At 61.7% G+C, this 24,181-nt stretch carries 18 protein-coding genes; 8 read left to right on the top strand and 10 right to left on the bottom strand.

The window, feature by feature from the left end; all coding sequences use genetic code 11:
• Positions 1-38: 38 nt before the first annotated feature.
• Together HMPREF2928_RS08510 and HMPREF2928_RS08505 are read right to left on the bottom strand one after the other, a co-directional pair.
• Entirely contained in the window at positions 39-734 is a 696-nt protein-coding gene (locus HMPREF2928_RS08510; protein ID WP_005509262.1) for a TetR/AcrR family transcriptional regulator, read from the bottom strand.
• Between the two features lie 109 nt (positions 735-843).
• The gene (locus HMPREF2928_RS08505) at positions 844-1,896 is read right to left on the bottom strand and encodes a hypothetical protein (protein WP_049350498.1); all 1,053 of its coding nucleotides are present in this window, start codon (positions 1,894-1,896) and stop codon (positions 844-846) included.
• 233 nt (positions 1,897-2,129) lie between these two features.
• Here HMPREF2928_RS08505 and HMPREF2928_RS08500 point away from each other — a divergent pair, with 233 nt between their 5' ends.
• The 6 genes from HMPREF2928_RS08500 to HMPREF2928_RS08475 all read left to right on the top strand — a co-directional run bounded on the left by HMPREF2928_RS08500 (position 2,130) and on the right by HMPREF2928_RS08475 (position 9,178).
• The gene (locus tag HMPREF2928_RS08500; protein WP_049346651.1) at positions 2,130-2,858 is read left to right on the top strand and encodes a queuosine precursor transporter; all 729 of its coding nucleotides are present in this window, start codon (positions 2,130-2,132) and stop codon (positions 2,856-2,858) included.
• 107 nt (positions 2,859-2,965) lie between these two features.
• Entirely contained in the window at positions 2,966-4,420 is a 1,455-nt protein-coding gene (locus HMPREF2928_RS08495; RefSeq protein WP_070688250.1) for an amino acid permease, read from the top strand.
• A gap of 233 nt (positions 4,421-4,653) precedes the next feature.
• On the top strand, positions 4,654-6,159 hold the full coding sequence (locus HMPREF2928_RS08490) for an amino acid permease (protein ID WP_049353410.1): 1,506 nt from the start codon (positions 4,654-4,656) through the stop codon (positions 6,157-6,159).
• A gap of 345 nt (positions 6,160-6,504) precedes the next feature.
• On the top strand, positions 6,505-7,017 hold the full coding sequence (locus tag HMPREF2928_RS08485) for an acyl-CoA thioesterase (RefSeq protein ID WP_049353409.1): 513 nt from the start codon (positions 6,505-6,507) through the stop codon (positions 7,015-7,017).
• Between the two features lie 111 nt (positions 7,018-7,128).
• Positions 7,129-8,250 carry a hypothetical protein gene (locus HMPREF2928_RS08480; RefSeq protein ID WP_049353408.1) on the top strand — a complete coding sequence of 374 codons (1,122 nt, stop codon included), beginning with the start codon at positions 7,129-7,131 and terminating at the stop codon, positions 8,248-8,250.
• 220 nt (positions 8,251-8,470) lie between these two features.
• Positions 8,471-9,178, top strand: a complete 708-nt coding sequence (locus HMPREF2928_RS08475; protein WP_049353407.1) for a hypothetical protein — start codon at positions 8,471-8,473, stop codon at positions 9,176-9,178.
• Between the two features lie 146 nt (positions 9,179-9,324).
• On the opposite strand, the gene HMPREF2928_RS08470 is transcribed toward HMPREF2928_RS08475, so the two are convergent.
• The 5 genes from HMPREF2928_RS08470 to HMPREF2928_RS08450 form a co-directional block, all read right to left on the bottom strand.
• Positions 9,325-9,834: an SRPBCC family protein gene (locus HMPREF2928_RS08470; RefSeq protein ID WP_070641818.1), complete on the bottom strand. Its 510-nt coding sequence runs from the start codon at positions 9,832-9,834 to the stop codon at positions 9,325-9,327.
• 32 nt (positions 9,835-9,866) lie between these two features.
• A complete protein-coding gene (gene tgt, locus HMPREF2928_RS08465; protein WP_044150805.1) occupies positions 9,867-11,177 on the bottom strand; it encodes a tRNA guanosine(34) transglycosylase Tgt in 1,311 nt (436 codons plus the stop codon).
• 124 nt (positions 11,178-11,301) lie between these two features.
• A complete protein-coding gene (locus tag HMPREF2928_RS08460) occupies positions 11,302-12,240 on the bottom strand; it encodes a Dyp-type peroxidase (RefSeq protein ID WP_070688247.1) in 939 nt (312 codons plus the stop codon).
• Between the two features lie 134 nt (positions 12,241-12,374).
• A complete protein-coding gene (locus tag HMPREF2928_RS08455; protein WP_070677868.1) occupies positions 12,375-13,637 on the bottom strand; it encodes a glycoside hydrolase family 76 protein in 1,263 nt (420 codons plus the stop codon).
• A 162-nt stretch (positions 13,638-13,799) separates the two neighbouring features.
• Complete coding sequence (locus tag HMPREF2928_RS08450) at positions 13,800-14,966, bottom strand: pseudouridine synthase (RefSeq protein ID WP_070688245.1); 1,167 nt, start codon at positions 14,964-14,966, stop codon at positions 13,800-13,802.
• A gap of 570 nt (positions 14,967-15,536) precedes the next feature.
• Between HMPREF2928_RS08450 and HMPREF2928_RS08445 the strand changes: the two genes are divergently transcribed.
• Entirely contained in the window at positions 15,537-16,121 is a 585-nt protein-coding gene (locus tag HMPREF2928_RS08445; protein WP_005507171.1) for a TetR/AcrR family transcriptional regulator, read from the top strand.
• Positions 16,122-16,397: 276 nt separating this feature from the next.
• Here HMPREF2928_RS08445 and HMPREF2928_RS08440 read toward each other — a convergent pair whose 3' ends face one another.
• Positions 16,398-21,983, bottom strand: coding sequence for a DEAD/DEAH box helicase (locus HMPREF2928_RS08440; RefSeq protein WP_070688244.1), 5,586 nt, complete (start codon positions 21,981-21,983; stop codon positions 16,398-16,400).
• Positions 21,984-22,131: 148 nt separating this feature from the next.
• Between HMPREF2928_RS08440 and HMPREF2928_RS08435 the strand changes: the two genes are divergently transcribed.
• Entirely contained in the window at positions 22,132-22,719 is a 588-nt protein-coding gene (locus HMPREF2928_RS08435) for a malonic semialdehyde reductase (protein ID WP_070688242.1), read from the top strand.
• Between the two features lie 142 nt (positions 22,720-22,861).
• Here HMPREF2928_RS08435 and HMPREF2928_RS08430 read toward each other — a convergent pair whose 3' ends face one another.
• Positions 22,862-23,815, bottom strand: a complete 954-nt coding sequence (locus HMPREF2928_RS08430) for a DUF4232 domain-containing protein (protein ID WP_070688240.1) — start codon at positions 23,813-23,815, stop codon at positions 22,862-22,864.
• A gap of 2 nt (positions 23,816-23,817) precedes the next feature.
• Positions 23,818-24,138 carry a 2Fe-2S iron-sulfur cluster-binding protein gene (locus HMPREF2928_RS08425; protein WP_005509285.1) on the bottom strand — a complete coding sequence of 107 codons (321 nt, stop codon included), beginning with the start codon at positions 24,136-24,138 and terminating at the stop codon, positions 23,818-23,820.
• Positions 24,139-24,181: the final 43 nt, after the last annotated feature.

The following is a 24,181-nucleotide window of genomic DNA, read 5'->3' as shown; positions in this document are numbered from 1 at the left end:
ATAACTGAGCTACGTTCCGCTACGCAGAGATACCACGCTTAGGACGCAACCTTCAGGCCCGCCTCCTGCACCGGGGATTGCTCCGGCAGGGACTCCTCGGAATCCAGGCGAACCGGGTTGCCCTCGGCGTCAAAACGCGCGCCCAGGCCCATCTGAATAAAACGGATAGTATTCAGAATCTGGCGCTCACGGGTTTCCTCATCCGGTGCGTCCTCGGCGCGACCGGCGCTTGAGGAGAGGGAGCCGTGCACGAGCATCGCCAGTTCGCGAATGTCGTTCTTCGGAATGTAGTTCTCGGCAATGGCGGCAGAAAGAATATGCGCGAGCACCATCTGCAGCTCGTGAACGTGCTTGCCGAGCTTCGCGTAGGACTCGGGGGAGAGCATGGAGCGCATCGCAGGGCCCGGAGGCAGGTGGCGGCGCGCCAGGTCGTTGATTTGCAAGCGAATGTAGACCGCGAGCTGGTCAATCGGGTTTTCGATGCCCTCCAGGCCGACGCGCAGCTCGTTGAGGAAGCGTTCGGTCTCGTCCAGGGCGTAGGCGACCAGCAGTTCGCCCATGTCGGCGAAGTAGTTGTAGACCGCGGTGCGGCCGATTCCGGCGTTCTTGGCGACGTCGGTCATGGTCAGGCCGGAGAGGCCGCGGTTGTAGAGGATCTCGCCGAAGGAGTTGAGGATGGCGCGCTTGGTGTTTTCGCGCTGGGCGGCGTTGGTTGCTGCAGAAATACGAGGCATAGTGACACTCTACCCCAAATCGTCAGCAAATGACGAATTTATCGAATGTGTCACCAAGAAATTTGCCCAATCCATGCGAATTTTCACAAATATGACAGAACGACCGGCACTACAAGAAGCCCAAACGCGTAGCAGCCGCCAAATCAGCACCCACCAACGACGCAATCGGATACCCCGTATGGCCACGCCCCGGAGTCACCTGCAACAAAGTCCGCGCACCCAAACCCTCGTAGAACGCACTACCCTCCTGCACCGCAATCCGCGCCGACCAACTCCCCTCAGAACTCGTCGCCATACGCCGACGAGCCGACGGCGAACGACCATCCAGCACACCCACATGCCAGCTCATCAACAGATGCGCATGCGAAGAAGGATTCAGCGCAGCCCGCTCACGCACCCGAGCCGGCACGCCGTCAGTACCGCCGCCACCGATAAAGGTGGCGCCACCTCCACGAATCCACTCAATATCGTGTGACAGCAGCTCGTAGCTGAGGAACTCGGCGCCACCCGAATAGCCCGCAAGCCAGATACGGCTCGTATCCACCCCGTACGCCAGGGCAATTTCCTCAATGAGGGCGCGAACCATCCTGCCGTTCGAGCGGGCACGAACCCACCAGTTATAGGTCAGCGGAGGCGCATAAGAATCACCATCGGCCAGACGCGGCTCCCGCATACTACCCGGCGACAGCACCGGCACCGACAGCATATTGAACTCAGCCGCCACCTGCGCCAACTCGGCACGCAACGGGGAGTCGCGGCGCAACAGGCGGCTACCGGCACGCGAGAGGTGGTCACCATCAAAATAGAACAGCACACCGGGCGCAGACTCAGAATCGGTCAGAAGATACAGGTTATCGACCCGATAGTAGATATTACGCCCGCGATGCGTAAACGATCGGTAACCGAGCAACTCAGACGAAGCCAGAAACATCGGCTCCAGCAGGGAAAGACCGGTGCGCACAGCCTGCGCCGCATAGGTGAACAGCGGATGCAGACGCGGAATATGCGCGCTCAGCCGCCGCTGGTTACGGTGCCGCCGCCTACGCACCTGCTGTGAAGAACCCCGTACCGACCGCCGAAGCGAGGCGCGTAGCGCACGCCCCGCCCCCAGCAGGGATACCACCTGCTCAGTGCGGTGAATTCCGTGGCCCAGATTCTTCATACATTTATTGTAAATGTGCGGTCAGGAAGGCTGGCGGGGTGGTCATGAGCGTCCACACTCTTGAACGAAGTCCGTAAACCTGCCGCCGCCACGGCATATAGGTACTATTAGATAAGCTCGGGTGGCAGACGAGCCGGTGAACCCTGCCCTGCATTGCAGGCTCACCACCACGCGTGAAGGCTCGTGCCTTACGTGAAGAAACACATCGCATGAAGAAAGACTTGGGGAAAGTAATGGCTAAACCCGTTAGCGAATCTAAGGCTCAGACGAGCACCGTCAAGGTGCCCTGGGCTGGTCGCCGCGGCTACTTTGATCTGCTGCTGGGCGCATCCTGCGTCATCCTGATCATTTCGAATATTGGTGCAACCAAGGGCGTGGAGTTCGGTCCGTTGCCCTTCGAGCTGCCCCTGATTGGCTCGACCATCGTCACCGATGGTGGTTTCTTCCTTTTCCCGCTCGCCTACGTTATTGGCGACCTTCTTTCTGAGGTGTACGGCTTCAAGCGTGCCCGCCGAGCCATTGTGTCGTCCTTCGCCGCGGCTGCTTTTGCCGCCCTGTGCTTCCTGCTGATTGTGCACCTGCCCGCTGCGAGCTTCTACACCGGCCAGGAGGCGTTCGCGCAGGTTCTCGGCCCGGTCTGGCAGATTTTTGTGGGCTCCCTGCTCGGTTACCTCTTCGGTCAGACCCTGAACGCCTGGGTCATGGTGGCAATGAAGAAGGCAAGCAAGGGCCGTTTCCTGTGGCTGCGTATGATTGTCTCCACCCTGGTCGGTGAGCTGCTTGATACCGTCATCTTCTGCTCCATTGCGGCACCGGTGCTTGGTATCGACACCATGGAAGCATTCATCAACTACGTACTGATTGGCTATATCTATAAGTGCCTGGTCGAGGTGATCCTCATGCCGATCAGCTACCCGATTATTGGTTGGTTCAAGCGTCACGAACTCGAGTACGTGGCATAAGCTAACCTCCTGACAGCTGATGTGCAGAGCCGCCCGGCCTAACGACTGGGCGGCATTGCCATTTCAGCTTTATTCAATACACAGCATGTCTAAGAAAGAGATACGTTATGTCTAAACTGCAGGGGAACACCCCCGAGCAGTCGGAGAAGAACGACTCGTTGAATCGTTCCCTCTCCCACGGCCAGTTGACCATGATTGCAATGGGCTTGGCGCTGGGTACGGGCCTGTTCCTGGGCTCCTCCTCCGCCATTAAAATTGCGGGCCCTGGCGCAATCCTCTCTTACGCTATTGGTTCGATGATTGCGGCAACCATTGCTGCGTGCGCGAGCGAAATGTCCGTGCGTCATCCCGTCCAGGGCGGTTTCGGCACCATTGCGAGCCGATACCTGAACCCCTTTAGCGGCTATCTGACTCGCTGGGCGTATTGGGCGTGCACCGTGCCGCTGGCTGGTGCTGAGCTGGTGGCGGTTGGCCACTACATGGCGTACTGGTTCCCGGACGTTCCCCTGGCTGTGTTCGTTGCTCTCTTCGGCGCGATTATTCTGGTGCTGAACCTGGTGAGCGTGAAGTCCTTCGGCGCCCTGGAGTTCCTGCTCTCTTCGATTAAGGTTTCTGCCGTCATCGTGTTCATGGTGATTGGTGTACTGCTGGTGTTCGTGGGTCTGCCCGGTCACACCGCTGCGGGTACCGCAAACCTCGTGAACGACGGCGGCTTCCTGCCGAACGGCCCGGCATCCATCTGGATTTCGATGGCTGTTGTCATGTTCTCCTTCGGCGGTGTGGAAATGATTTCTCTCTCCGCCGCGGAGGCGAAGGACCCGGCACGCTCGGTGGCAACCAGCGTGAAGGCAATGATTTGGCGCCTGTCCACCTTCTACGTGGTGTCCATGGCAATTATTCTGTGCCTGGTGCCCTGGCAGACCGCCGCACAGAACTCGGAGCTGACCGAGTCGCCGTTCGTGCTGGTCTTCTCTGAACTGGGTATCCCCTTCGCGGCGGACATCATGAACTTTGTGGTGCTCGTTGCTGCGCTCTCTGGCGCTAACGCCTCCCTGTACGCGGCAACCCGCCTGCTGCATGCCCTGGGCTCCGACCGTATGGCTCCCGCAGTGGCTGCCCGCACCTCCTCGCGCGGCGTACCGGTCGTGGCTCTGCTCATCTCCTTCACCGGCGTTGTCGTGGCAACCGTGATGGCTGTTGCCAAGATTGGCGACATCTTCGCCCTGCTCATGGCGCTGGTGACCCTGTGCATCCTGGTCGTGTGGATTATGATTCTGCTGACCTACCAGGCGTACAAGAAGGACCAAAAGGACGCCTCCTCCTTCACCGTGCTGGGTGGCCGCGTCACCGCAGGTCTGGCTCTGGCGGGTGTCCTGGCGACCCTGGCGGCAATGTTCATGCTGCCCGGCTCGGGTGTTCAGGAATCCATCATGGTCGGCATCGTCTTCTTCGTGCTGATTTCTATTGGCTACGCCATCTCGTCGAAGGTTAAGGGCGGTTATGAGCGCCCCGATTTGGACGCTATGCACGCCGATGAGAACACCAACGCGGCACAGCACTAAATAGCGTGAAAGCCTCGCGAGGCTAAAACATAAGAAGGCACCGGATGGGGGAGCACCCCCGTTCGGTGCCTTTTCGCTTCTGCGCTCTAGACGGCGCCGTTCTGAGCGATGTGAGTGTGCCCGTAGAATAGTTAACTATTCGTACCCGTCAACGAGGCTAGAAGCCGCAGAAGCCGGGTGCGAGCACACATTGCACATCACGCCCCTAAGGCGTACTGACGGAAGGCACCTTCGTGTCCCACAACGACGATACCCGCAGCCACGCTGCAGCGGGGACCGCCGGATCGCGCACCCTGAAGCGTTCTCTGTCCCACGGACAGATGACCATGATCGTGATGGGTTCCGCGCTCGGTACGGGCCTCTTCTTGGGTTCGGGCACCGCCATTGCGATGGCTGGTCCCGCGGTCATTCTCACCTACGCTATTGGTTCTGCGCTCGCTTCGGTGATTGGCGCGGCAACCGGTGAAATGGCGGTTCGCTACCCTGTCCGCGGCGGTTTCGGTACTATTGCTACCCGCTACCTGGGCCCCTTCGCGGGCTTTTTGACTCGCATCGCATACTGGACGGCGACTGTTTTGATTGCTGGCGTTGAGCTGGTGTCGGTGGCGACTTACCTGAATTATTGGTGGCCGCAGCTTCCGCTGTGGGCGGGTATTGCCGCGTTTGGTGTGGCGCTGATTGTGCTGAACCTGACCAGTGTGAAGTCTTTCGGCATGCTGGAGTTCTTCCTGTCTTCGATTAAGGTCATTTCGATTATTGCCTTCCTGCTGGTGGGCCTGTGCCTGATTTTCTTCGGTCTGCCCGGCCACGCCGCGGTGGGTACCGCAAACCTCTTCAACGACGGCGGCTTCATGCCGAACGGCCTCCAGTCGGTGTGGCTGTCGCTGGCTGTGGTGATGTTCTCCTTCGGTGGTATTGAGATGATCTCGATCTCTGCTGCGGAGGCGAAGGACCCCTCCCGTTCGGTGCGTTCCTCGGCTAAGGCGATGATGGTTCGTTTGGCGACCTTCTACGTGCTGGCGGTGCTGATTGTTGTGGCTGTTATTCCGTGGCGTTCGGCATCGGGTCTGGGCGACGCTGTGGAGGCATCCCCGTTCGTTCTGGTCTTTGAACAGCTGGGGGTTCACGGTGTGGCACACTTCGTGAACTTTGTGGTGCTGATCGCGGCGCTGTCGAGCGCGAACGCGAACCTGTACGCGGGTGCGCGTCTGCTGCACTCGTTGGCGGCTGACGGTATGGCGCCTCGCCAGCTGGCTCAGGTAAACCGTGCCGGCGTTCCGGCTCGTGCGGTGTGGCTGTCGACCAGCGGCATGGTCATTGCTATTCTGCTGGCGCTGTACAGCCCGAAGGAAGCGTTCCTCTCCATGATTTTTGTGATTATGGTGTGCGCGCTGACCGTGTGGGTTCTGATTCTGTTCGCCTACATCGTGTACAAGCGTGTTGAGCCTGCAACCAATGGTTTCCGCCTGTGGGGTGGCCAGTTCACCGCGGCGGTTGGCGTTCTGCTGCTCTTCGCGGTGTGGGTTGCGCTCTTCATGGTGCGTGGTTCTATGGTTCCGGCAATTGTGGGCGTGGGCTACTTTGTGGTGCTGAGCCTGCTGTACTTTGCTCGTATCCGCCACACTCACGTGATTGATGAGCAGACCTTCGTGGAGGCTCAGCAGGCAACTGCCGAGTATGACGCCATGAAGTACGACGCTGATCATGCCCTGGAGACTGCGGCAAAGCTGGGCCGTTAAGGTTCTGCAGCTGCCGGGAGGGCCGGTGTTGGGGCCTGCAGAGACTCCAACACAGTAATAAACGAAAAATACGGAAAATTTCTGGAATTCCTCGTAATAAAACCGTAAAAATGCAGTTGGCCCTCAGGACGGGTCTATCATGGACAGTGAACCGTATGATCTTGTATGCGTTCAAATGTCTGTGTGTTGGATGAGGCTCGAAAGCATCGTAGCTTTCGAGCCTCATCGCTTTAACTATCAAATATATTTCTAGCCCCCGAATCATTATCAGCTGATTCATTTGCTGTACCTTGCGGATTCGTACGAATAGCCGCCTCACAGCGGTGGGGGAGTAGAGTTAAAACCATGCAAAGCCACGAAAAGAACCGCGAAAACACCCCCACCTCTGAGGTCGGTACCACCGACGAACTGCTGGTGCACGTACCCGCACGCTGGGGCGATATGGACGCCTACGGGCACGTCAACAACGTTGCCATCCTCTCGGTCATGGAAGAAGCCCGTGTGGCGCTCTTCGGCCCGCCGCCCTCCTCCGGGCAGAAGCCCACCGTGGCACCGCAGCCTCCGATTCCGCTTTTCGACCTGGTTGCCGAGGGCGTGCAGGCGCTTATTGCCGAGCACGGCATCCGCTACCTGGCTCAGCTGCCCTACACCGGTGAGCCCGTACCCGTGCGCCTGAGCGTGGAGAAGGTCAGCGCCGCATCCGTGCGGATTGGCTACTCGATTCTCTCCCCGGTGGACGGCTGCGAATGCGTGCGTGCCTTTACCGTGCTGGCGTTCTGGGATTCGGTTGTGGGGCGTTTGACCCGTCTGAGCCCCGAGCAGCGTGAGCTGTTGAGCTCCTACCTGCCGCAGAAGTAGGGGTAGATACCGGCGCTCCGCTGTAATAAACCGGTCTTGAACGGGGTCAAGCGTATGCTTTAAATACCTTCTGCAAAGGGTGCAAAAGGTTCATTCCCGGGAGAGATAACGATGTCGTTCCACCACACTCAGGCAGACCCCACCGGTTGGGGTCGCCGCACGATGCGCGCCACCGGATGCGCCGCCGCCCTGCTCCTCGCTCTGACCGGCTGCTTCGGCGGTTCTCAGAGCGAAAACTCCTCGTCGACCCCCAGCGCCTCCAGTACGGCTAACCACTCGAAGTACCCGCTTCCTTCCTCCACCGCGTCCCCGACGCCGACGAAGAAGACCGAGCCGACCGTCACCGAGACTCAGGCACCCGCCCCCAGCGAGAGCGCCGAGGCGAAGGCGTCCGATTCCTCCGCACCCGCTGATGCAAAGGCAACCCCCGTCGCGGCAGCAACCCCCACCGGTGACACTCCCCGCGCGCCCGAAAAGGTGGAGGCTGAACGCGCCTCCGCCGGCGAGCGCTGCGGACACATTGGCCGCAAGGGCTACCTGAAGACTGGTGCGGAAATCATGGTGCTGCGCGGTACCGTGGACTGCGCCCACGCCCTGGACGTGCTGACCGAGTACATCACCACCCCGCGTGCCGACGACAACCTGACCGAGCACCAGGTTGCGAAGGTTCAGGACGCCACCTGCTACTGGAACCCGCAGTACGCGATGGCTGAGAACCGTCGCGAGGATCGCGGCGCCCCCGAGTGCACTATCGGTGAGGATGTCGCCTTTGTGGCTCGTCTGGAAAACCCGGATGCTCCCCCGATTCCCTTCCTCATGGAGCCCTCCTACTACGATTCCGGTGCCGGCTATTACCGTTTCAAGAGCGATGACGAGCGCACCCTCTGCGAGCTGAACCCCGCGGATGGAACCCTGGTGTGCGAGCGCCGCACCGGTGAGCAGACCGGTGACGGTAACGGTGCGGTCGGTCGTACTTTTGCAGGTCCGGTGGAGGTGACTCGCATGAACTTCCTGACCGGCGCTAGCGAGGTGAATACCGCGAATGGGTCCTCGGCTCTGCACGCGGAAACCACCACCGCAAACACGAAGATGATGCACACCTGGGATGTGGTGACTGTGCCCGCTGCCGATGGTAATCAGCTGACCTGTTTCGGCGAGATTGAGAATAGCTCGATAAGCTGCCATGACGGAAACGGGCACACTATTCTGGTGCGTGGCAGGCACGAAGGCTAAACACCCGCGCTAGAGGCAATGAGTTGTCAGTGAGTTGTGAAGAGAGCTAAGGAGGGGCTTCCCGCACTGCCGGGGAGCCCCTCTTATTGCGCTGTGCCTCTACCCGCTGTGTCCTAGCGGGGGCACCCTGTGGGTTCCTAAGATGCCGTATAGCTAGCTCACAGGTAGCGTCTTTAGAATACTGGTTAGGAACCCGAACCGATGACGCAGAAAGGTCACCATGCATCCGGCACAGAAGCACTCTACCCAGACTTCTTCTACTACGCTCCGCACCGCTAAGCGCTACAGCCTCGTAGCGCTCGGTGCCACGCTGCTGCTGGCGCTGTCGGCATGCTCCGGAGGCGCTACCACCGCCTCCCCGAGCGCCACCGCGACCCCTAGCCCCAGCGCTACGAGCGCGAAGGCGACCCCTTCGCCCACCCGCACCGCAACGGTCACTGAAAGCACCCCGACTGCCGGTACCGTGCACACCCCCACCGCGGTGGCTACCGTGAGCCCCGGAACCATCACCACCGCAAGCCCGGCAACGACTGCTCAGGCGAGCGCAGCGTCGAGCCCCTCCGCATCGGCTAAGGCGAATACTTCGGCGAGCGCGGTGGCGAAGGCGTCGAGCACCGCGAGCCTGTCCAGCTCGGATGTTCAGTCTGCGGGCGGTAGCTGCGGCAGCATGGACGCTACCGGCTACCTGAAGCACAACGCTACGGTTCAGGTGGCTTCCGGTGCGGTGGATTGCCTGTTTGCGCGTGAGTTGATCCGCCAGTTTGTGGTGCAGAACCCCGCCGAGGTGACCGATAAGGCGAATGGTGAGCGTACCGTCATGTCGGCGCGCTGCTACTGGAAGCCGGGCGACGGTGCGAATCGTGCGACCCCCGAGTGCGTGTCCCTGGATGGTGGCAGCACCGTCATTACCGTGAAGCTGACCAACTAGTTTACGACTCCCACCCGGCAGGGCACACCCCAGAAGGTGCACCCGGCAAGGCACGGGTGTTAAACACAAGCGCCGCGTTGACGAATGATTCGTCAACGCGGCGCTTTTTGTCTTGAAGCTATCTCAGGCAGCTGGCGCGGCAGGTTTTAGAGCTCCCCACGTGCGCGGGCGGCGAGTACGTCATCCAGGCGGGCGAAGGTCGAACGCCAGGTGGTGCGCACCTCCTCGTGAACCGAGGCGGGCATGGGGCCAATCTCAATGAGGATGCGGGTACCGGAACCCACGCCGTCGGCGGTAATCACGGTTTCGGGGAAGAAACGGTGACGCTGGTACACCAGCACGCTACCGGGGTTGCCCAGGTGGTCGGGCAACTGCTCGGCGTATTCGAGCTCCTTGAACGGTTCAATGCTCAAAAAGCGGCTCTGCAGAATGCAGGACACCGAGGGGTCAACCTCGTTGATCATGGACAGGCGCTGCATGCCGCCGACGACAGGCTCCACGACAACGTCGGTGGGGCGCACGTGCCAGCCGGCGGGGCCGTACCAGCGGACCAGCAGTTCGGGGTCCAGGTAGGCGCCGAAGACGTCCTCGACCGGGGCTGCGATCTCGTGGTCGAAGACGAGAAGCTCCTCATCGGGAACATGAGTGATGCTCATAGGGTTCTCCTTAAGCGGGTTGAAGAGCGGGTTTAGGGCTTCTTGCCGGAGTAGTAGTTGCCGAGGAATTCGTCACGGTACTCGAAGTAGGTGCCGTCCTTGATGGCTTCGCGGGCGTCGTCTACCATGCGCACGATGAAACGCTCATTGTGGATGGAAGCGAGGGTTGCCGCCAGACGCTCGTCCGCCTTGAAGAGGTGACGCAGGTAAGCGCGGGTGTAGTGGGTGCAGGTGTAGCAGTCGCAGCCCTCGTAGATGGGCGAGAAGTCCGCCTTGAAGCGCGCGTTGGTGATGTTGTAGCGGCCGGTGGGGGAGTAGACGGCGGCGTTGCGCGCCACGCGGGTGGGGGAGACGCAGTCGAAGGTGTCCACGCCGTTCTCGATGCCGACGAAGATGTCGTCGGGTTCGGAGATGCCGAGCAGGTGGCGGGGCTTGGACTCGGGCAGCTCTTCGGCGCACCAGCGCACGATGGTGCCGAGGTTTTCCTTCTCGAGCGCGCCACCGATGCCGAAGCCGTCGAAGGGCATGGAACCGAGGTCCTGGCAGGCCTTGCGGCGCAGGTCCTCGTACTGGGCACCCTGAATCACGCCAAACAGCGCCTGGTAGGGCTTGCCCACACGCTCTGCGGTGAGGCGCTGGTGCTCAGCGATGCAGCGCAGCGCCCACAGGCGGGTGCGTTCGAGCGCCTCCTCCTGGTAGCCGCGGGAGTTGTACAGGGTGGTCAGCTCGTCGAAGGCGAACATGACGTCGGCACCAATCTGGTGCTGAACCTGCATGGACACCTCGGGAGTGAAGCGGTGAATCGAGCCGTCAATATGCGACTTGAAGTTCACGCCGTCGTCGTCAATGTGGGCGAGGCGTTCCTTGCCCTTCGCCACGTCGTCATCGCCGAGGGGGCGGCCGTCGGCGCCCTTAGCGTCCGCGACGGTACCCATATCGATAACCTTCTTGAAGCCGGAGCCCAGGCTCATGACCTGGAATCCGCCGGAGTCGGTGAAGGTGGGTCCGTCCCAGTTCATGAATGCGCCCAGGCCGCCTGCCGCGTCGAGGATTTCGGGGCCGGGCTGCAGGTACAGGTGGTAGGCGTTGGAGAGCAGAGCCTGAGCGCCGAGCTCCTTCATGGATTCGGGCAGGACCGCCTTGACGGTTGCCTTGGTGCCCACGGGGGTGAAGGCGGGGGTCTGGATCTGTCCGTGCGGGGTGGTGATGACACCGGTGCGTCCGCGGAACTGTCCGCCGTTGGCTTCTACACGTTCAGCGCTGGGGGAGGCGGTGTCCGCCAGGCGGCTGGTGATGGTGAAGCCAAAGTCCTCGGTAGGGAAAGAATTATCTAGAACGCTCATTCTTCTCTCGATTGTTTGCTTTCCGTCTGAATGTCTACACCCTAGCCTCCCGGAAAACCCCGCCTCTCTTGCCGGAGGCGGGGGTCACGAGAATTTAGCTGAGGGTAGCTGGGTTTAGCTCGCCTTAGCCGGCGAAGTCGCCGAGCATATCCACAGTCGGCACGAAGAAGAGGGTGCCGGTCACCGCAGTGCTGAAATCCAGCAGACGGTCGTAGTTGGCGCCATCCACGCCGGTGAACATGTTCATGAGCATCTTCCGGACGGTCGAGAAGGTGCTGGCGTAGCAGATGAAGTAGGTGCCCAGCTCGTTGTTACCCACGGTGCCGAAGGGCATGTTGTCGCGAATAACCTTGAAGTCGTCACCGATATTGGCGATAGCGGAGTGCGAGTTGGCGGGCTTCTCGTCCTCGCTCATCTCGATGTCGTCGTGCTTGGAGCGGCCAATGACCTTCTCCTGCTCGGCAACGGGCAGGGCGTTCCACGCGGTCATGTCGTGGATGTACTTCTGCACGAACTGGTAGCTGCCGCCCCTGTACATGGGGTCGCTGTCACCGATGATGCCGAAGTATTCGCGTGCCGCGGGGGTCTGCGGGTTTTCGGTGCCGTCGACAAAACCGATGATGGAGCGGCCGTCCCAGTAGCGGAAGCCGTGCACCTCATCCAGTACCTCAGCAATATCGCGCAGTGCCGCGGTAATAGCGGACGCCATATCGTAGGCGACGGACGGCTGAGTCGCGCGGATATGGAAGTGCAAATCGCCGGGAGTGGACACAGCGGTGTGCTTATGGCCCCTAATCTCCTCGAACTCCACGAGCTCTTGCGGCAGCGGCTTGGGCAGATCCAGGGTCAGCCACGCGCTGTGGCTGATACCCAGCACAACGCTGGCGTTCTCGGGAGAGTAGCGGTTCGCGGCGGTGTGGTTGAGGTTAATAACGAGCCCGCAGAGGTTCTGGAACCCCTCAACGAGCGCATCCTGGCTGATGTCTTCCTTGAACTTCCACACCATGAAAATGGTGTTAGCGTTCGGGCTGGCAGTGACCTGTTGTGATTCTGGTGCAAACATAAAACTCACCGTACGCCCGTGTGTACGCCCCCGCAATGAATCCAGCCCTAACCTTCTGCGCTGCTGGGAGAACGCACCGCTGGGAGAAGATTAGGGCTGGGGATAAAGAACAGCAGGGTTTTAGAAGCCGTACTTTAGAAACTGTGGGAGGCGAGGTACCGCGCATGCGCCAGACGCGCCGCCGTCTCAAAAATAGTCCACGCCTGCACCTGAGCGGACAGCTCCACCGGCGCGCCGGGCTTCACAACCTTGCTCATCGGCTCGGTGAATCGCGGGGAGAACTGCACGAGCGCCTTACCGCGAATCTCATTCGGGTCAATGCCGTACTCATTCATCGGCAGGTCGGGGTCGAACTCGCGGCGGCCCTCCCACAGGGCGCGTGCGGTCGAGTACACCAGGGTCGAGGCGAGCGCTCGCGCCTCATCACTAAGCAGCGGCGAGGATGCCGCCATGCCCAGGTAGCGCACGAGAATGCCGGTGAACAGGCCGCCGTCGCCGTCGCCGTGAGAGATGAGGATGCGGCGGCGCGCACCGGAGAGGAACTCCACCTCTTCGGTCATGTGCTTGACGATGCCGACGATGAGGCGCTCGGCGCGTTCTGCGGGGTCCACCTCGCAGGGCACACCGGATGCGGCGAGGCTCAGCAGGGCGCCCAGGGCGGTTCCCTGGTTGTAGGTGAATTCGCCGCGCTCGTACTCGTACTCGTCGCCGCGCACGTTCACGCCATCAATATAGAGCGAACGTTCTGCATCCCAGAGGGTTTCGTTCATCCAATCCATGAGCGCGGCGGCAGTCTTCGGGTCGCCCGCACGCACATACGCCAGAGCAGTCGGCGCGGTCGCCGCAGCATTCACAAAATCACGCTTGGACTTGCGCCAACTCATGCCACCCACCGGGGAGAAACCCTTCGCCAACTGCTCAAAGAGGGCCGCGCCAGCATCCTGGGCGGCAACATCATTCGCGCCGGTCAGCTCAATGCAGAAGGAGTTCATGCGGCCCACCGCGAGGGTCAGCCACGCCATATCGTCAAAGTAGTCGTTTGCGAAGCGGCCGTAATTACGCACGTTAATGCCGCGCAATAGTGCGCGGGCGCGGTGCAGCTGCTCCTGGGCGGCAGTAATATCGCCTTCGCGCAGGTGACGCTGACCGGCATCAATCACACAGTCCAGCAGGTGCGCCTGCCACCAGTAGTGCCAAGCGTTCAGGCGCTGGCTCAGCGGGCGCGGGTCGGGCACCTGCACCGAACCGATGAGGGCGCCGGGAACGCCAAGAATACGGTGCACGAAGGTGTCGGTGACGCTGGCGGCTGCGGCAGCGGCATGCGAGGAGGTGCGCTCGGCGTACTCGCTAATCGACTCCAGAGACTGCGCGTTGTGGGAAGACGGCTGGGAATTCATGGACCCTCTGTAGTTGCGGTGAAGTATTACGTCTGAATTATCCCACTTTTTGCCCTCTGAGCGCCCGGATGCTGTGGGCGGGCTCTCGGGTGTGATTCCTTTTCGAGAGACCGCCGAGAAGATGCACCGCAGGGAACGGGGTGAACGCCATTCAAAAACCAGTTAGGAGGCGGCAGTCAGCGAACGCCCGCTGTACAAATCCACTCGCTCGCCGGTGATGGGATGCTCAAAATGCAGACTGTACGCCAGCAACTGCAGCGGGTACTCCGGGCGGTCTGGCGCGTCGGGTAGCACCTGCGGGTAGAGCACATCGCCCAGAATGGGGGAGCTGAGCATATTCAGATGCGCCCGCAGCTGGTGCGTTTTGCCGGTGTGAGGCGCCAAATCATAGAGCGCCCATTCTCTATTCGGTTCCGCGCGCCACCCCTCAACCGCCTGCGCACTCGGAGTGAAAGTCCGCAGAATCTTCACGGTCGTCAGCGTATTCGGCTCCACACCCTGCGCCGCGCACTCTTGCTCAGAAAGCTGCTGAACCTGCAGCTGATCACGAATCTTCTGAATATGCGAACGCACCTGCAGCCCCTCCGCACTCAACGCCTGCTCGGCGGCGGCAGCATCGGCGGGAACCGGCGCCACGGCACGGTAGGTCTTTGACACCTGACGGTGCTGAAACATCATCTGGAAGGGGCGGCGTGCCTCAACGGTCTTGGCAAAAAGCAGCACACCCGCGGTCGGGCGGTCCAGGCGGTGAATCGGAATCAGCAGCGGGTTCTGCTCACGCACCCGCAGCTTGGTCAGCGCGGTCTGCGCAATATAGGAACCGCGCGGGGTGGTCGGCAGAAAATGCGGCTTATCAATCGCCAGCACATGCTCATCCTCGTAGAGCACCGGCATGTCGGAGGGTAGCTGCGGCTCATCCGCAAGCTCACGGAAATACCAGATGCGCTCACCCGGCATATAGGGGCTATCGCCGGTCAGGATCGTGCCGTCGTCCAGACGCACCTCACCGGTATTAAAGCGGGCGTGAATAATCTGCGGGTCGTTCGGGTAGAAGCGCGCAATCAGGTAATCCGCAATGGTTGCCGGAGCCGTATTGTTCGGGGTGGTGTTGTTCGGTGCAGTGTTGCTCGGGGCGAGCTCGGCGGGGAGCTCCTCCACGCGCGGCAGGATCAGCTGAATTGGGTCGATACCGTTCTTCTGAGCCAGCGGAGGGGCCAGCAGACGGCGATGCGTGCGGCGTGCAGGCTTTGCCTGATAGGCGGGCTGTATTCCCTGCTGTGTATCGGGGCGTGCGATAGGCTGCGGGCGTGCGGTGTTCTGTGCGGGCATGGCTCTACTCTACCGCCTGGGCGGGGTAGGTTCGGAGGCAAGCTGGAGGCGTACTGAGTGAGTTGGGCTGAGCTACGTGCCGGTGGAAATATTACCGTGGGCTTGGGTGTGGGGTTGCGGAAGACAGTTTTGTCTGACACTCATGAATGTTTGTGTGAATATGTGGAACAGAAAACGAAAACTTCACAAATTTTTGAAATTATTGGACATTTAATTTAAAAAAACTACATTAATTTTACAAAAAATAGCGTTTAAGTGCGGTATTTTCGAAAATGCTGTCAAATCATAAATCAATAACCCTCAATTTAGCCCCTTTGGTTTTTCTAAGTATAAAAGATGTAAAGCAATTAAAGACATGCTAACCTGGGCACCCTACGTCATAAACGCCTTAATAAAGGCTGAAAGTAGCCTTAAAGCGGTACGATTAAGACACAGAAGTTCGATATTTCGAACGAAGGGGTCGAAATGGGACAGAAACAGCGCAAGGATGCAGAGGTTAAAGGAACACCCCCAAATACAGCGGTGCAATCGGACAATTCCAAAGCACCGGAAAATGCGATAGGAGAGGTTATGGAACATTCACAAAAGAATGCGGAGCCTCGCACCGGTGCCCTGCGTATGGAGCCGCACGAACGCGAAGAGCAAATTCTGAAAATCGCTGCAGAGCATTTCGCTCGCCGCGGCGTGCTCGGTGCCTCCATGAGCGCTATCGCCCGCGATGCAGGCATTACCCGCGCCCTGCTCTACCACTACTTCCCCGGCAAGGACTCCCTGGCGGCCGCTGTCACCCGACGCGAAGCCAACGCAGTCCTTGAGGCCCTGGGCGAGCATCACGAAAACCCCGAAGAGGCGTTGCGCAATGCGCTACGCACGTATTTCCTCGTTGTAGCCGGCGTTCCCACCCCCGGTGGGGAGGACTTCCCGAACAACCCTACCGACTACCTCGAATGGATGCTTGAACGCACCGGCATGCCGATTAATGACCGCACTCGCGTCATCCTCGGAGGCTGGTTGCAGCTCGTCGACTACTTCGCCATGCACGTCGTGCAGCTCAACCCCCGCGATCAGCGCACCGTTCGCTCCCGCGGGCTCGGGCTCGAAGAAGCTATCGACCTGTGCCTGGGTGCCGTTGACACCCTCACCGGCGGCTACTAGCCACCTGTCACCCTAAGAGGTAACAGGTCAGCGTAGGACTTCCCGCTCCGATGTTTGGTTATGTGCTCCACGGCAAAGATGACGTGGACATCCGGGCGGTTATTCCTCCGCTACGCCGCTTGCGACGTGGTGGACTCCGGGAACACCACCCGGTTCGTGAGTAGGGAAACATAATGCCCCGCATCCCCTTCCGTGAGGGTGCGGGGCATTATAATGCTCAGGTTGAGGTTGAAGAAAATAGTTTTACTCTGAGGCTAAGCTTGAGGCTCGGTTCGGCTAAATGGAACGGCGTAGTGATAGGCCACGAACCGTCGCGTAGAACCCCTGCGCCTGCAGTGCCGCACGCAGCGCCTCCACCGGATGCTCCATAACCTCGCCGCCGGAGACACTCAAGGTATGCGTGCCCAAAAGCTCCACATCGTTAACCTTCTCCACCGAAATCTTCTCCGCACCACCGGCGGACACCAGGCGCGCCAGGGCGGGGGCCGCCGCCTCCAGAAGTATCGGGTCGGTTGTGAACGCCAGCAGGGTCTTCGCGCCGCGCTCCACGTACAGCACCGGGGCGCCATCCACCAGTACCACGCAGGCGCCCGCCTTGCGTGCCGGACGGTGCTTCACGGTGCCCTCGCCTTCGTGTGCAAAGGAGGGAATCGCGGGCCAGCTCAGCGCCGCACCGTACGGGTTCGCCGGGTCGGTCGCCGCCAGCAGGGTCACCGTGAATGTGCCGTACACTTGCTCGGTATCAGTACGCTGCGGGGTGTAGGCGCTCGCACCAAAACCCTGTGTCGCACCAAAACCCTGTGTCGCATCAAAACCCTGCGGACCTGCGGGAATACTGAGGCTATCGGCGGTAGAACGCAGTAGATCCACCGTCGTCGGGGCGGCGAACTGCGCCGCACCCAAACCCTCAATAAAGTAGCCGCGACGCACCAGCGCACGATCCTCAGCCGCCGAATAGATTCGGTACAGCTGCGAGAACCCGCCGGCAGAATCCTCCACCTGCAGGCACCCGCGAGTCAGTACACCGTAGCGGTCCAGCAGTAGGTCGGCGCGTGCGAGTGCCGTAACCGTCGCCTCCACAGGCTCCTGTAGTAGTGTGTCTACGCGCGAGAAGCGGCCGCTATCCTGCGGGGCAACGGTGGGAGCAGCGGCATGGAACCCGCCGCGGAGGGAATGACTGTGGAGGGAACGCAGACCGCGCCCGGCGGCAGGCACAGAGTAGCCGCTGGAACTGTAGCTATCAGCGCCGTAACCGCCCGTCAAGCCGTTACCCATGGAGGCGCGCGCCGCCGCAATACGCCCCGCACCACGGCGGCCCACCCGCGTCAGACGCGCAGGAGCCGCCGGAGTCGGATGCGCACTGCGGACACCCGCCAGCATCGCCCGAACCGGCGCGAAACTATCGTTCGTCACCGCACCAGCCCACACCAGACGCCACAGAGCCGCCGAAATCTCCGCCGTATCCGGGAAAGTCACCATCTGACCGGCAGGTGCCGCGGCGCTCATCAGCTGCGCCACCCGCTCACGTAGCGCCGGCACGAACAGGCCGCCGTGAGCCAGCGCCTCATAGATGGCGTGCTCGAGCGTGCCCGGAGCCTGCAGTGCCTCCCAGAGCTCAGGGTTCTCCGCGCGCAACAGCTGCTCCGGGTAGTCCTCACCCAGGGTCAGCGAGGAACTCTCGCTCAAGTGCAGGCGAATCCAGCCGTCAGACTTCTGCGCGCTACCGCCGCCGAGCTGCCCGGCGCCGGTGAAGAACACCCTGCCGCTTGCCATAAGCTCGTCCAGCATGTGCGGCTGGTAGCCGGGCACGCGTGCCGGAAGAATCAGCGTCTCCAGCGCGGAAGCCGGTACGCGCACACCCGCCAGCTGGTCGATGGCGGTGAGCAGATCCTCCGTGGCGGAGGCGGAATCTTGTCCCGTATGTTCTGCGCCGTGCTCTGCTATCGGGGTGAGTGCCATCGGGTTGGGTGCTGCCGAGCCGAGGGGTGCCACCCTCTCGCCCACCACCGTGGCGGCGCGGCGGGAGGGCATGAACGCACCGTAGGCGCTCGCCTCCGGCAGGGTCTGCGCAACCCGCACGGATAAAGAACGAACGTTCTGCCACGAGGGTAGAAATACACCATAGACCTGCGCCGATACCGGCTCAATCTCCTCACGTAACGCCGCCAGAGAACGGGCACGAATCGTGCGCAAAACCTGCGCATCCACCCACTCAACACCGGCAGACCCGGGAGTGCGCAGTACCTCGGGCAGGAACTCGCCGGAGCTCAGACGGCGCTGCTGCTGAAGACGCTGCAACACCGGAGTCAGCACGCCCACACCCACCGGGGTCAGGCGCGAAAAATGCCCCGCCGCCTGCTGCGCCGTAAAGGGAATATGGGTGCGCGCATAGCGAGAGACCAGATCCTCCAAAGGCTCCTCGACCGGCTCCAAAAGGGAAGTAGGAAGCGCCGCGGCGGGCATAATGCCCAGCCCATCGCGCAGACGCGCGGCATCCTCAACCACCGCATAGTACAGCTGCGGCTCGGCGGAACCGTCGGCAGCTCCCATGAACGAGAACGCACGGCGCGAGCGCACCAGCTCCTCCGCCAGGGCATGCGCCTCAGTCGTGCTGGCGTGCGCGCCGTACTCCTCGCCGGACTCTTCGCTGTAGTTTTCAGAGTCCTCGGACTCGCCGAAATCTTGAGAACCGTGCGCCGCAGATTCAGCCCGCGGGTTGTCAGCCCGCAAGCGCAGACTCAACTCCCGCGCGCTCAACGGACCCAGCTGGCGCAAAAGATCCGCCACGCCCTCCACACCGCAGGCGCGGTAACGCTCACCCGTGCGCTGCAGACGCTGCTGAGTCTGCACCAGAACCGCCGGATCCAGCAGGTCGCGCAGACCGCTCGAACCCAGCAACTCAGCCAGCAGAGCCGGGTCCAGCGACAGCGCGGCGGCGCGACGTTCGGCGGCGGGCGCATCGCCGTCGTAGAGGTGCTCGGCAACGTACTCAAAGAGCAGGGTGCGCGCAAAAGGCGAAGGGTCGTTCGTCTCAACCTCCAGCATGGACACCGCCCGAGACTGCAACGAACGGTGCACCTGAACCAGCGCCGGAACATCGTACACATCCTGCAGACACTCGCGCGCCGTCTCCAAAAGCACCGGAAAATCAGGGTACTTACGCGCCACACCCAGCAGCTGCGCCGCACGCTGACGCTGCTGCCACAGCGGGGTGCGCTTACCCGGATCACGGCGCGGCAACAGCAGGGCACGCGCCGCATTCTCACGGAACCGAGATGCAAAAAGCGCAGAATCGCCCACACGTTCGGTGACAATCGCCTCCAGCTCGTCTGGGTCGAAAAGGAACAGATCAGCGCCGGGCGGCACATCCTCCATGGCGGGCAGGCGCAGAATCAAGCCGTCATCACTCGCCATGACGGAGGAGTCCACCCCGTACCGCTCCTCAATGCGGGCGCGTACCGCCAGCGCCCAGGGTGCGTGCACCCCGTAGCCGAGCGGCGAGTGCAGGACCACGCGCCAATCGCCCAGTTCGTCGCGGTGCCGCTCCACAATCATGCGGGTGTCGGAGGGGACCGCCCCGGTGGATTCGCGCTGCTCACGCAGGTAGGCGAGCAGGTTGTCGACCGCCCAGGTGTCCAGTCCGAGCTGTTCGAGTTGCTGGCGGGCGGCGGCGCTATCGGTGGCGTCCAGGCTGGAGAGGGCGCGCGTGAACGCACCCGTCTGCACGCCCAGGGCGTAGGGGCGGCTCATGCGGTCGCCGTGCCAGAAGGGCAGGCGCGCGGGCTGACCGGGTGCGGGGGAGACCCGCACCGAGTCGTGCGTAATTTCTTCAATGCGCCAACTGCTCGCGCCGAGGGTGATGACCTCGCCGGCACGGGATTCGTACACCATTTCCTCATCGAGCTCACCCACACGCTTGGGGCCGCGCTCCTCATCGCCGCTGACCAGGTAGACGGGGAAGAGCCCGCGGTCGGGAATCGTGCCGCCGCTGGTGACGGCGAGGCGCTGCGCACCCGGGCGGCCCTCAATACTGCCGGAGGGGGCTTCCTCGGTGGGGGTGCGGTCCCAGATGATGCGCGGGCGCAGTTCGGCGAATTCGTCGGAGGGGTAGCGTCCGGCGAGCATTTCGAGTACGGAGTCGAAGAGGGCGCGCGGCAGTTCGGCGTAGGGCGCGCTGCGGCGTAGCGCCTCGTACCAGGAGTCCACGCTGATGGGGCCCAACGCACAGGCGGCGACGGTCTGCTGCGCGAGTACGTCCAGGGGGTTGGTGGGGATGGCAAGCGGCTCGAGGGTTCCACTGCGCATTCCGGCGAGGGTGACGGTTGCACCGAGCAGGTCGCCGCGGTGCTTGGGGTAGAAGAATCCGCGCGAAATTTCGCCCACGCGGTGTCCGGCGCGGCCCACGCGCTGCAGTGCGGAGGCAACCGATGGAGGCGCCGCCACCTGAACCACGAGGTCCACGTGGCCCATGTCGATGCCCAGCTCCAGGGAGCTGGTGGCGACCACGCAGCGTAGGGTTCCGCCCTTGAGCGCTTCCTCGATGAGGGTGCGCTGTTCCTTGGATACGGAGCCGTGGTGCGCGCGGGCGAGCGGTGGCACCTCGGCGATGTCGCAGATGCCTGCCGCGTAGTCTTCGGGGCTGATGCCCTGCTTTGCGAGCACGCGGTGTAGGTGAATATCGTTGAGTGCCGCGGTGAGCTTTTCCGCTAGTCCACGCGAGTTAACGAAAACAATCGTAGAACGGTTGTTCTCAATATGGTCGACGATGCGCTCCTGCACACGCGGCCAGATGGAGGTCTCGGGGCGCTCGCTATCGGGGGCGTCTCGCAGCGCCTTTTCGTGCAGTGCCCCTTCTAGCAATGCCTCTTCTGGGATGGTGAGCGTATTTTTGGGCGCGGCGGTATCGCCCTGTCGCTCCGGGTTTGCCTGCCCGGTTTCTTGCGCGGCTTCCTGTCCGGGGAACACGCCAATGGCATCTTCGAGCGTGTAGGGAGCGCTCGCCGGGGTGCTTGCTGCACTAGAGATAGGTTGCGCCGCACTTACCGGCGAGCTCGTAGAAGCTGAGCCTCCGCCTCCCTGCATCTCTGAGGGCGCGTAGAGCCCCTGCCCGTAGTCGTTGGCGCCTCCGAGTGCCGCCATATCGGGTACGGGCACGCTCAGGCGCAGGTCCAATTCTTTGGCGACCGGGCGGCTCATGATGGTTACCGGCTGAATGCCGCCGAGGAACCGGGCGACCGCCTCCGGGTTTTCGACGGTTGCCGAGAGCCCAATGCGCTGCGCGGGCTTTTCGAGGAGCGCGTCGAGGCGTTCTAGGGAGACCGCCAGGTGTGCGCCGCGTTTGGTGGCGGCGAGGTTGTGGATCTCGTCCACGATCACGGTGGTGACGCCCGCGAGGGTGTTGCGGGCGGCGCTGGTGAGCATGAGGTAGAGGGATTCGGGGGTGGTGATGAGAATGTCGGGCGGGTTGCTGATGAGTTGGCGGCGTTCGCGTGCGGGGGTGTCGCCGCTGCGCACACCCACGCTGATGTTCGGTTCGCCCGTGTTGTTTCCGCTCAGGCGCGTGATTCCAGTCAGTGGTGCGCGTAGGTTGCGTTCGACGTCGGCGCCGAGTGCTTTGAGGGGTGAGATGTAGAGGATGCGCGTGCCGCCTGCGGTTCCGGCTTCGTGTTCGCGGTGTAGGGCGTCGAGTGCCCAGAGGAAGGCGGCGAGGGTTTTGCCAGAGCCGGTGGGGGCGATGATGAGGGTGTTGTTGCCGTTGCGGATGCTCTCCCAGGCGCCTTCTTGGGCGGCGGTGGGTGCACTGAAGGTGGCGCGGAACCAGTCGCGTACGGGGGCGGAGAGGTGGGAGAGTGCGTCGGTCATGTATCTATTATGGCGGGGTTTATGGTGTTCGCCTCTTGAATTGTTGGGGGTTGGGGGAGGAAGATGTGCTTGACAGTGTCTCTACAGAGTATGTAATGTTTTACCCGTAAAGTAATTGACTGAGAGAACAACACAAAGGAGCCTCACCATGACCCGCCTGAACGACGAACAGCTCATCAATCTCTTCCATGAGCCGCGCACCGTCTCCTCCTTCACCGAGGAGCCCGTCACCGACGAGCAGCTGCGCCGCATCCAGGAACTGACCTACTACGGCCCCACCGCCTTCAACAGCCAGCCCCTGCGCATCACCTGGGTCAAGAGCCCCGAGGCACGCGAGCGCCTCGTCGCACACCTGGCAGACGGCAACAAGGCAAAGACCCAGGCGGCACCGGTGACCGCAATCCTCTCCGCAGACGCAAACTGGGTAGAGCACGCCGACACCTTCAATCCCAACGCTGCCGGCTTCATCAAGGGCTTCTACACCACCGAGGAGCTTGCTACCCCCGCCGCTGAGCTGAGCGCTCACCTGCAGGCAGGTTACTTCATTACCGCAATCCGCGCCCTCGGCCTGGACGCTGGCCCCATGACCGGCGCAGACTTCGCCGGCATCAAGAAGGAATTCTTCGCGGACAACGCAGAGATCCCCTTCCTGATCGTCAACCTCGGTCACGGCGAGGCTCCCGCATACCCGCGCGGTGCACGCTTCAGCCACGATGAGGTTGCTCGCTCCCTCTAAGAGCGCGCAGCTATGGTATGACTAAAGCTAAACCCTAGATTCAGACTTATAGACAGCTCAAGGGCGGTTCCCCATCACGGGGAACCGCCCTTGAACTATATGTGCGTTATACGCGCCGGTTTCTTAACCCTGAAATGCCGCGTTAGCGGGCACCAAACTGACCCACCGACAGCTGCGGAACAGACGAGGAACACGCGGTCGTATCCAGCGGAACAATCACGCCACCGGAACCGGAGGGAAGACCCACCAGGAAGCCCTGAACCGGGCGGCTACCACATGCGTCACCGAAGCGTGCCGGGTACACCGAACGCAGTACCGCGGTGGTGCTATCGCCGGGGTTGAGGGTCACGCCCGCAGAGTTCATGTACTCATCAGAGGTGGATGCCTCACGGCCGACCCAGGTTCCCGAAGGACCAGCATGCACCACACGCGGGTAACCGCGCAGGGTGCAAGAAGAATTCGAGGAGTTCTGGAAGTACAGGGTGTAGTTTCGGGCGCCGGGGGAGCCTTCTCCAATGGACACCGAAATGTTCAGGTCGTCCAGATCGCACTGGCCGGGGCCTTCAGCAGTGTTGTTGGAGGAGTTAGAGGACTTCTCTGAAGAGCTCGAGGAATTCGAGGAGTTGGAAGAATTCGACGAGTTCGAGGAACCAGAGGAGTTCGACGAGTCACCCGAAGAGTTAGAACCCGATTGCGAAGACGAGTTTGAGCTCCTCTGGGAATCCTGCTGAGAATCTGCAGAGTCGTCTGACTTGTTCTGCTCGGAACCCTCGTGGGAGGACCCAGAAGAATGAGAGTCAGAGTTCTGCTTCGACTCGTGAGTCTCGGTGTGGGAAGAAGACTCGGAGTGATCAGAGGAAGAGCCGTGGTTCTCCGCCTCGGGAGAGTTCACCACGGTAATAGAGCCCGGGGTCACCGAAGAGGTAGCCCCGTCGGAGGCTACTCGAATCGTGCCGGGCTTGACCGAAGCCGAAGCACTCGGCTGCGCCGAGGTGCCTTCAGCTTCCTGACCGGCCTGGGACGCGCCGCATCCGCTGAGCGCTAGCACGCCGCAGAGGAGGGTGGTTGATGCGAGTACCTGAGCCGATTTAAACATGATTACATCGCCGCCTGCATTTGGATTTCTGCTCCGTCCATACCGGGGGCGTACTCGACCTGGCAACACAGGCGGGAGTACTCGTTGGCGACGTCATCGACCATGTCGAGCAGGTCCTGCTCAGCTTCGGTGCGCTCACCGGAAGCTTCGAAGTGCTCGGGGTCGATGAAGCCGTGGCAGGTAGCGCAGGATGCGTTACCACCGCAGGTTGCGAGGACCGGCACACCGTTAGCCTGGAGGGTTTCCAGGAGGGTGTGGTGGTCTTCCCACTGAATGTCGTAGTTTACGCCTGCTTCGTCAGTGACCTTAATCGTTACGCCCATGCGTTCTCCTTCTTCTGTAGTGATGCGTTTCTATTGTAGAGGT

The organism is Rothia sp. HMSC072B04 (assembly GCF_001813725.1).
Classification (GTDB): Bacteria; Actinomycetota; Actinomycetes; order Actinomycetales; family Micrococcaceae; genus Rothia; species Rothia mucilaginosa.
This window is presented reverse-complemented; position numbering and strand designations above follow the sequence as displayed.

Coding starts and splice junctions, on each gene's coding strand:
- HMPREF2928_RS08510 (WP_005509262.1), bottom strand. CDS start 734: ATGCCTCGTATTTCTGCAGCAACCAACGCCGCCCAGCGCGAAAACACC.
- HMPREF2928_RS08505 (WP_049350498.1), bottom strand. CDS start 1,896: ATGAAGAATCTGGGCCACGGAATTCACCGCACTGAGCAGGTGGTATCC.
- HMPREF2928_RS08500 (WP_049346651.1), top strand. CDS start 2,130: ATGGCTAAACCCGTTAGCGAATCTAAGGCTCAGACGAGCACCGTCAAG.
- HMPREF2928_RS08495 (WP_070688250.1), top strand. CDS start 2,966: ATGTCTAAACTGCAGGGGAACACCCCCGAGCAGTCGGAGAAGAACGAC.
- HMPREF2928_RS08485 (WP_049353409.1), top strand. CDS start 6,505: ATGCAAAGCCACGAAAAGAACCGCGAAAACACCCCCACCTCTGAGGTC.
- HMPREF2928_RS08480 (WP_049353408.1), top strand. CDS start 7,129: ATGTCGTTCCACCACACTCAGGCAGACCCCACCGGTTGGGGTCGCCGC.
- HMPREF2928_RS08475 (WP_049353407.1), top strand. CDS start 8,471: ATGCATCCGGCACAGAAGCACTCTACCCAGACTTCTTCTACTACGCTC.
- HMPREF2928_RS08470 (WP_070641818.1), bottom strand. CDS start 9,834: ATGAGCATCACTCATGTTCCCGATGAGGAGCTTCTCGTCTTCGACCAC.
- tgt (WP_044150805.1), bottom strand. CDS start 11,177: ATGAGCGTTCTAGATAATTCTTTCCCTACCGAGGACTTTGGCTTCACC.
- HMPREF2928_RS08460 (WP_070688247.1), bottom strand. CDS start 12,240: ATGTTTGCACCAGAATCACAACAGGTCACTGCCAGCCCGAACGCTAAC.
- HMPREF2928_RS08455 (WP_070677868.1), bottom strand. CDS start 13,637: ATGAATTCCCAGCCGTCTTCCCACAACGCGCAGTCTCTGGAGTCGATT.
- HMPREF2928_RS08450 (WP_070688245.1), bottom strand. CDS start 14,966: ATGCCCGCACAGAACACCGCACGCCCGCAGCCTATCGCACGCCCCGAT.
- HMPREF2928_RS08445 (WP_005507171.1), top strand. CDS start 15,537: ATGGAACATTCACAAAAGAATGCGGAGCCTCGCACCGGTGCCCTGCGT.
- HMPREF2928_RS08440 (WP_070688244.1), bottom strand. CDS start 21,983: ATGACCGACGCACTCTCCCACCTCTCCGCCCCCGTACGCGACTGGTTC.
- HMPREF2928_RS08435 (WP_070688242.1), top strand. CDS start 22,132: ATGACCCGCCTGAACGACGAACAGCTCATCAATCTCTTCCATGAGCCG.
- HMPREF2928_RS08430 (WP_070688240.1), bottom strand. CDS start 23,815: ATGTTTAAATCGGCTCAGGTACTCGCATCAACCACCCTCCTCTGCGGC.
- HMPREF2928_RS08425 (WP_005509285.1), bottom strand. CDS start 24,138: ATGGGCGTAACGATTAAGGTCACTGACGAAGCAGGCGTAAACTACGAC.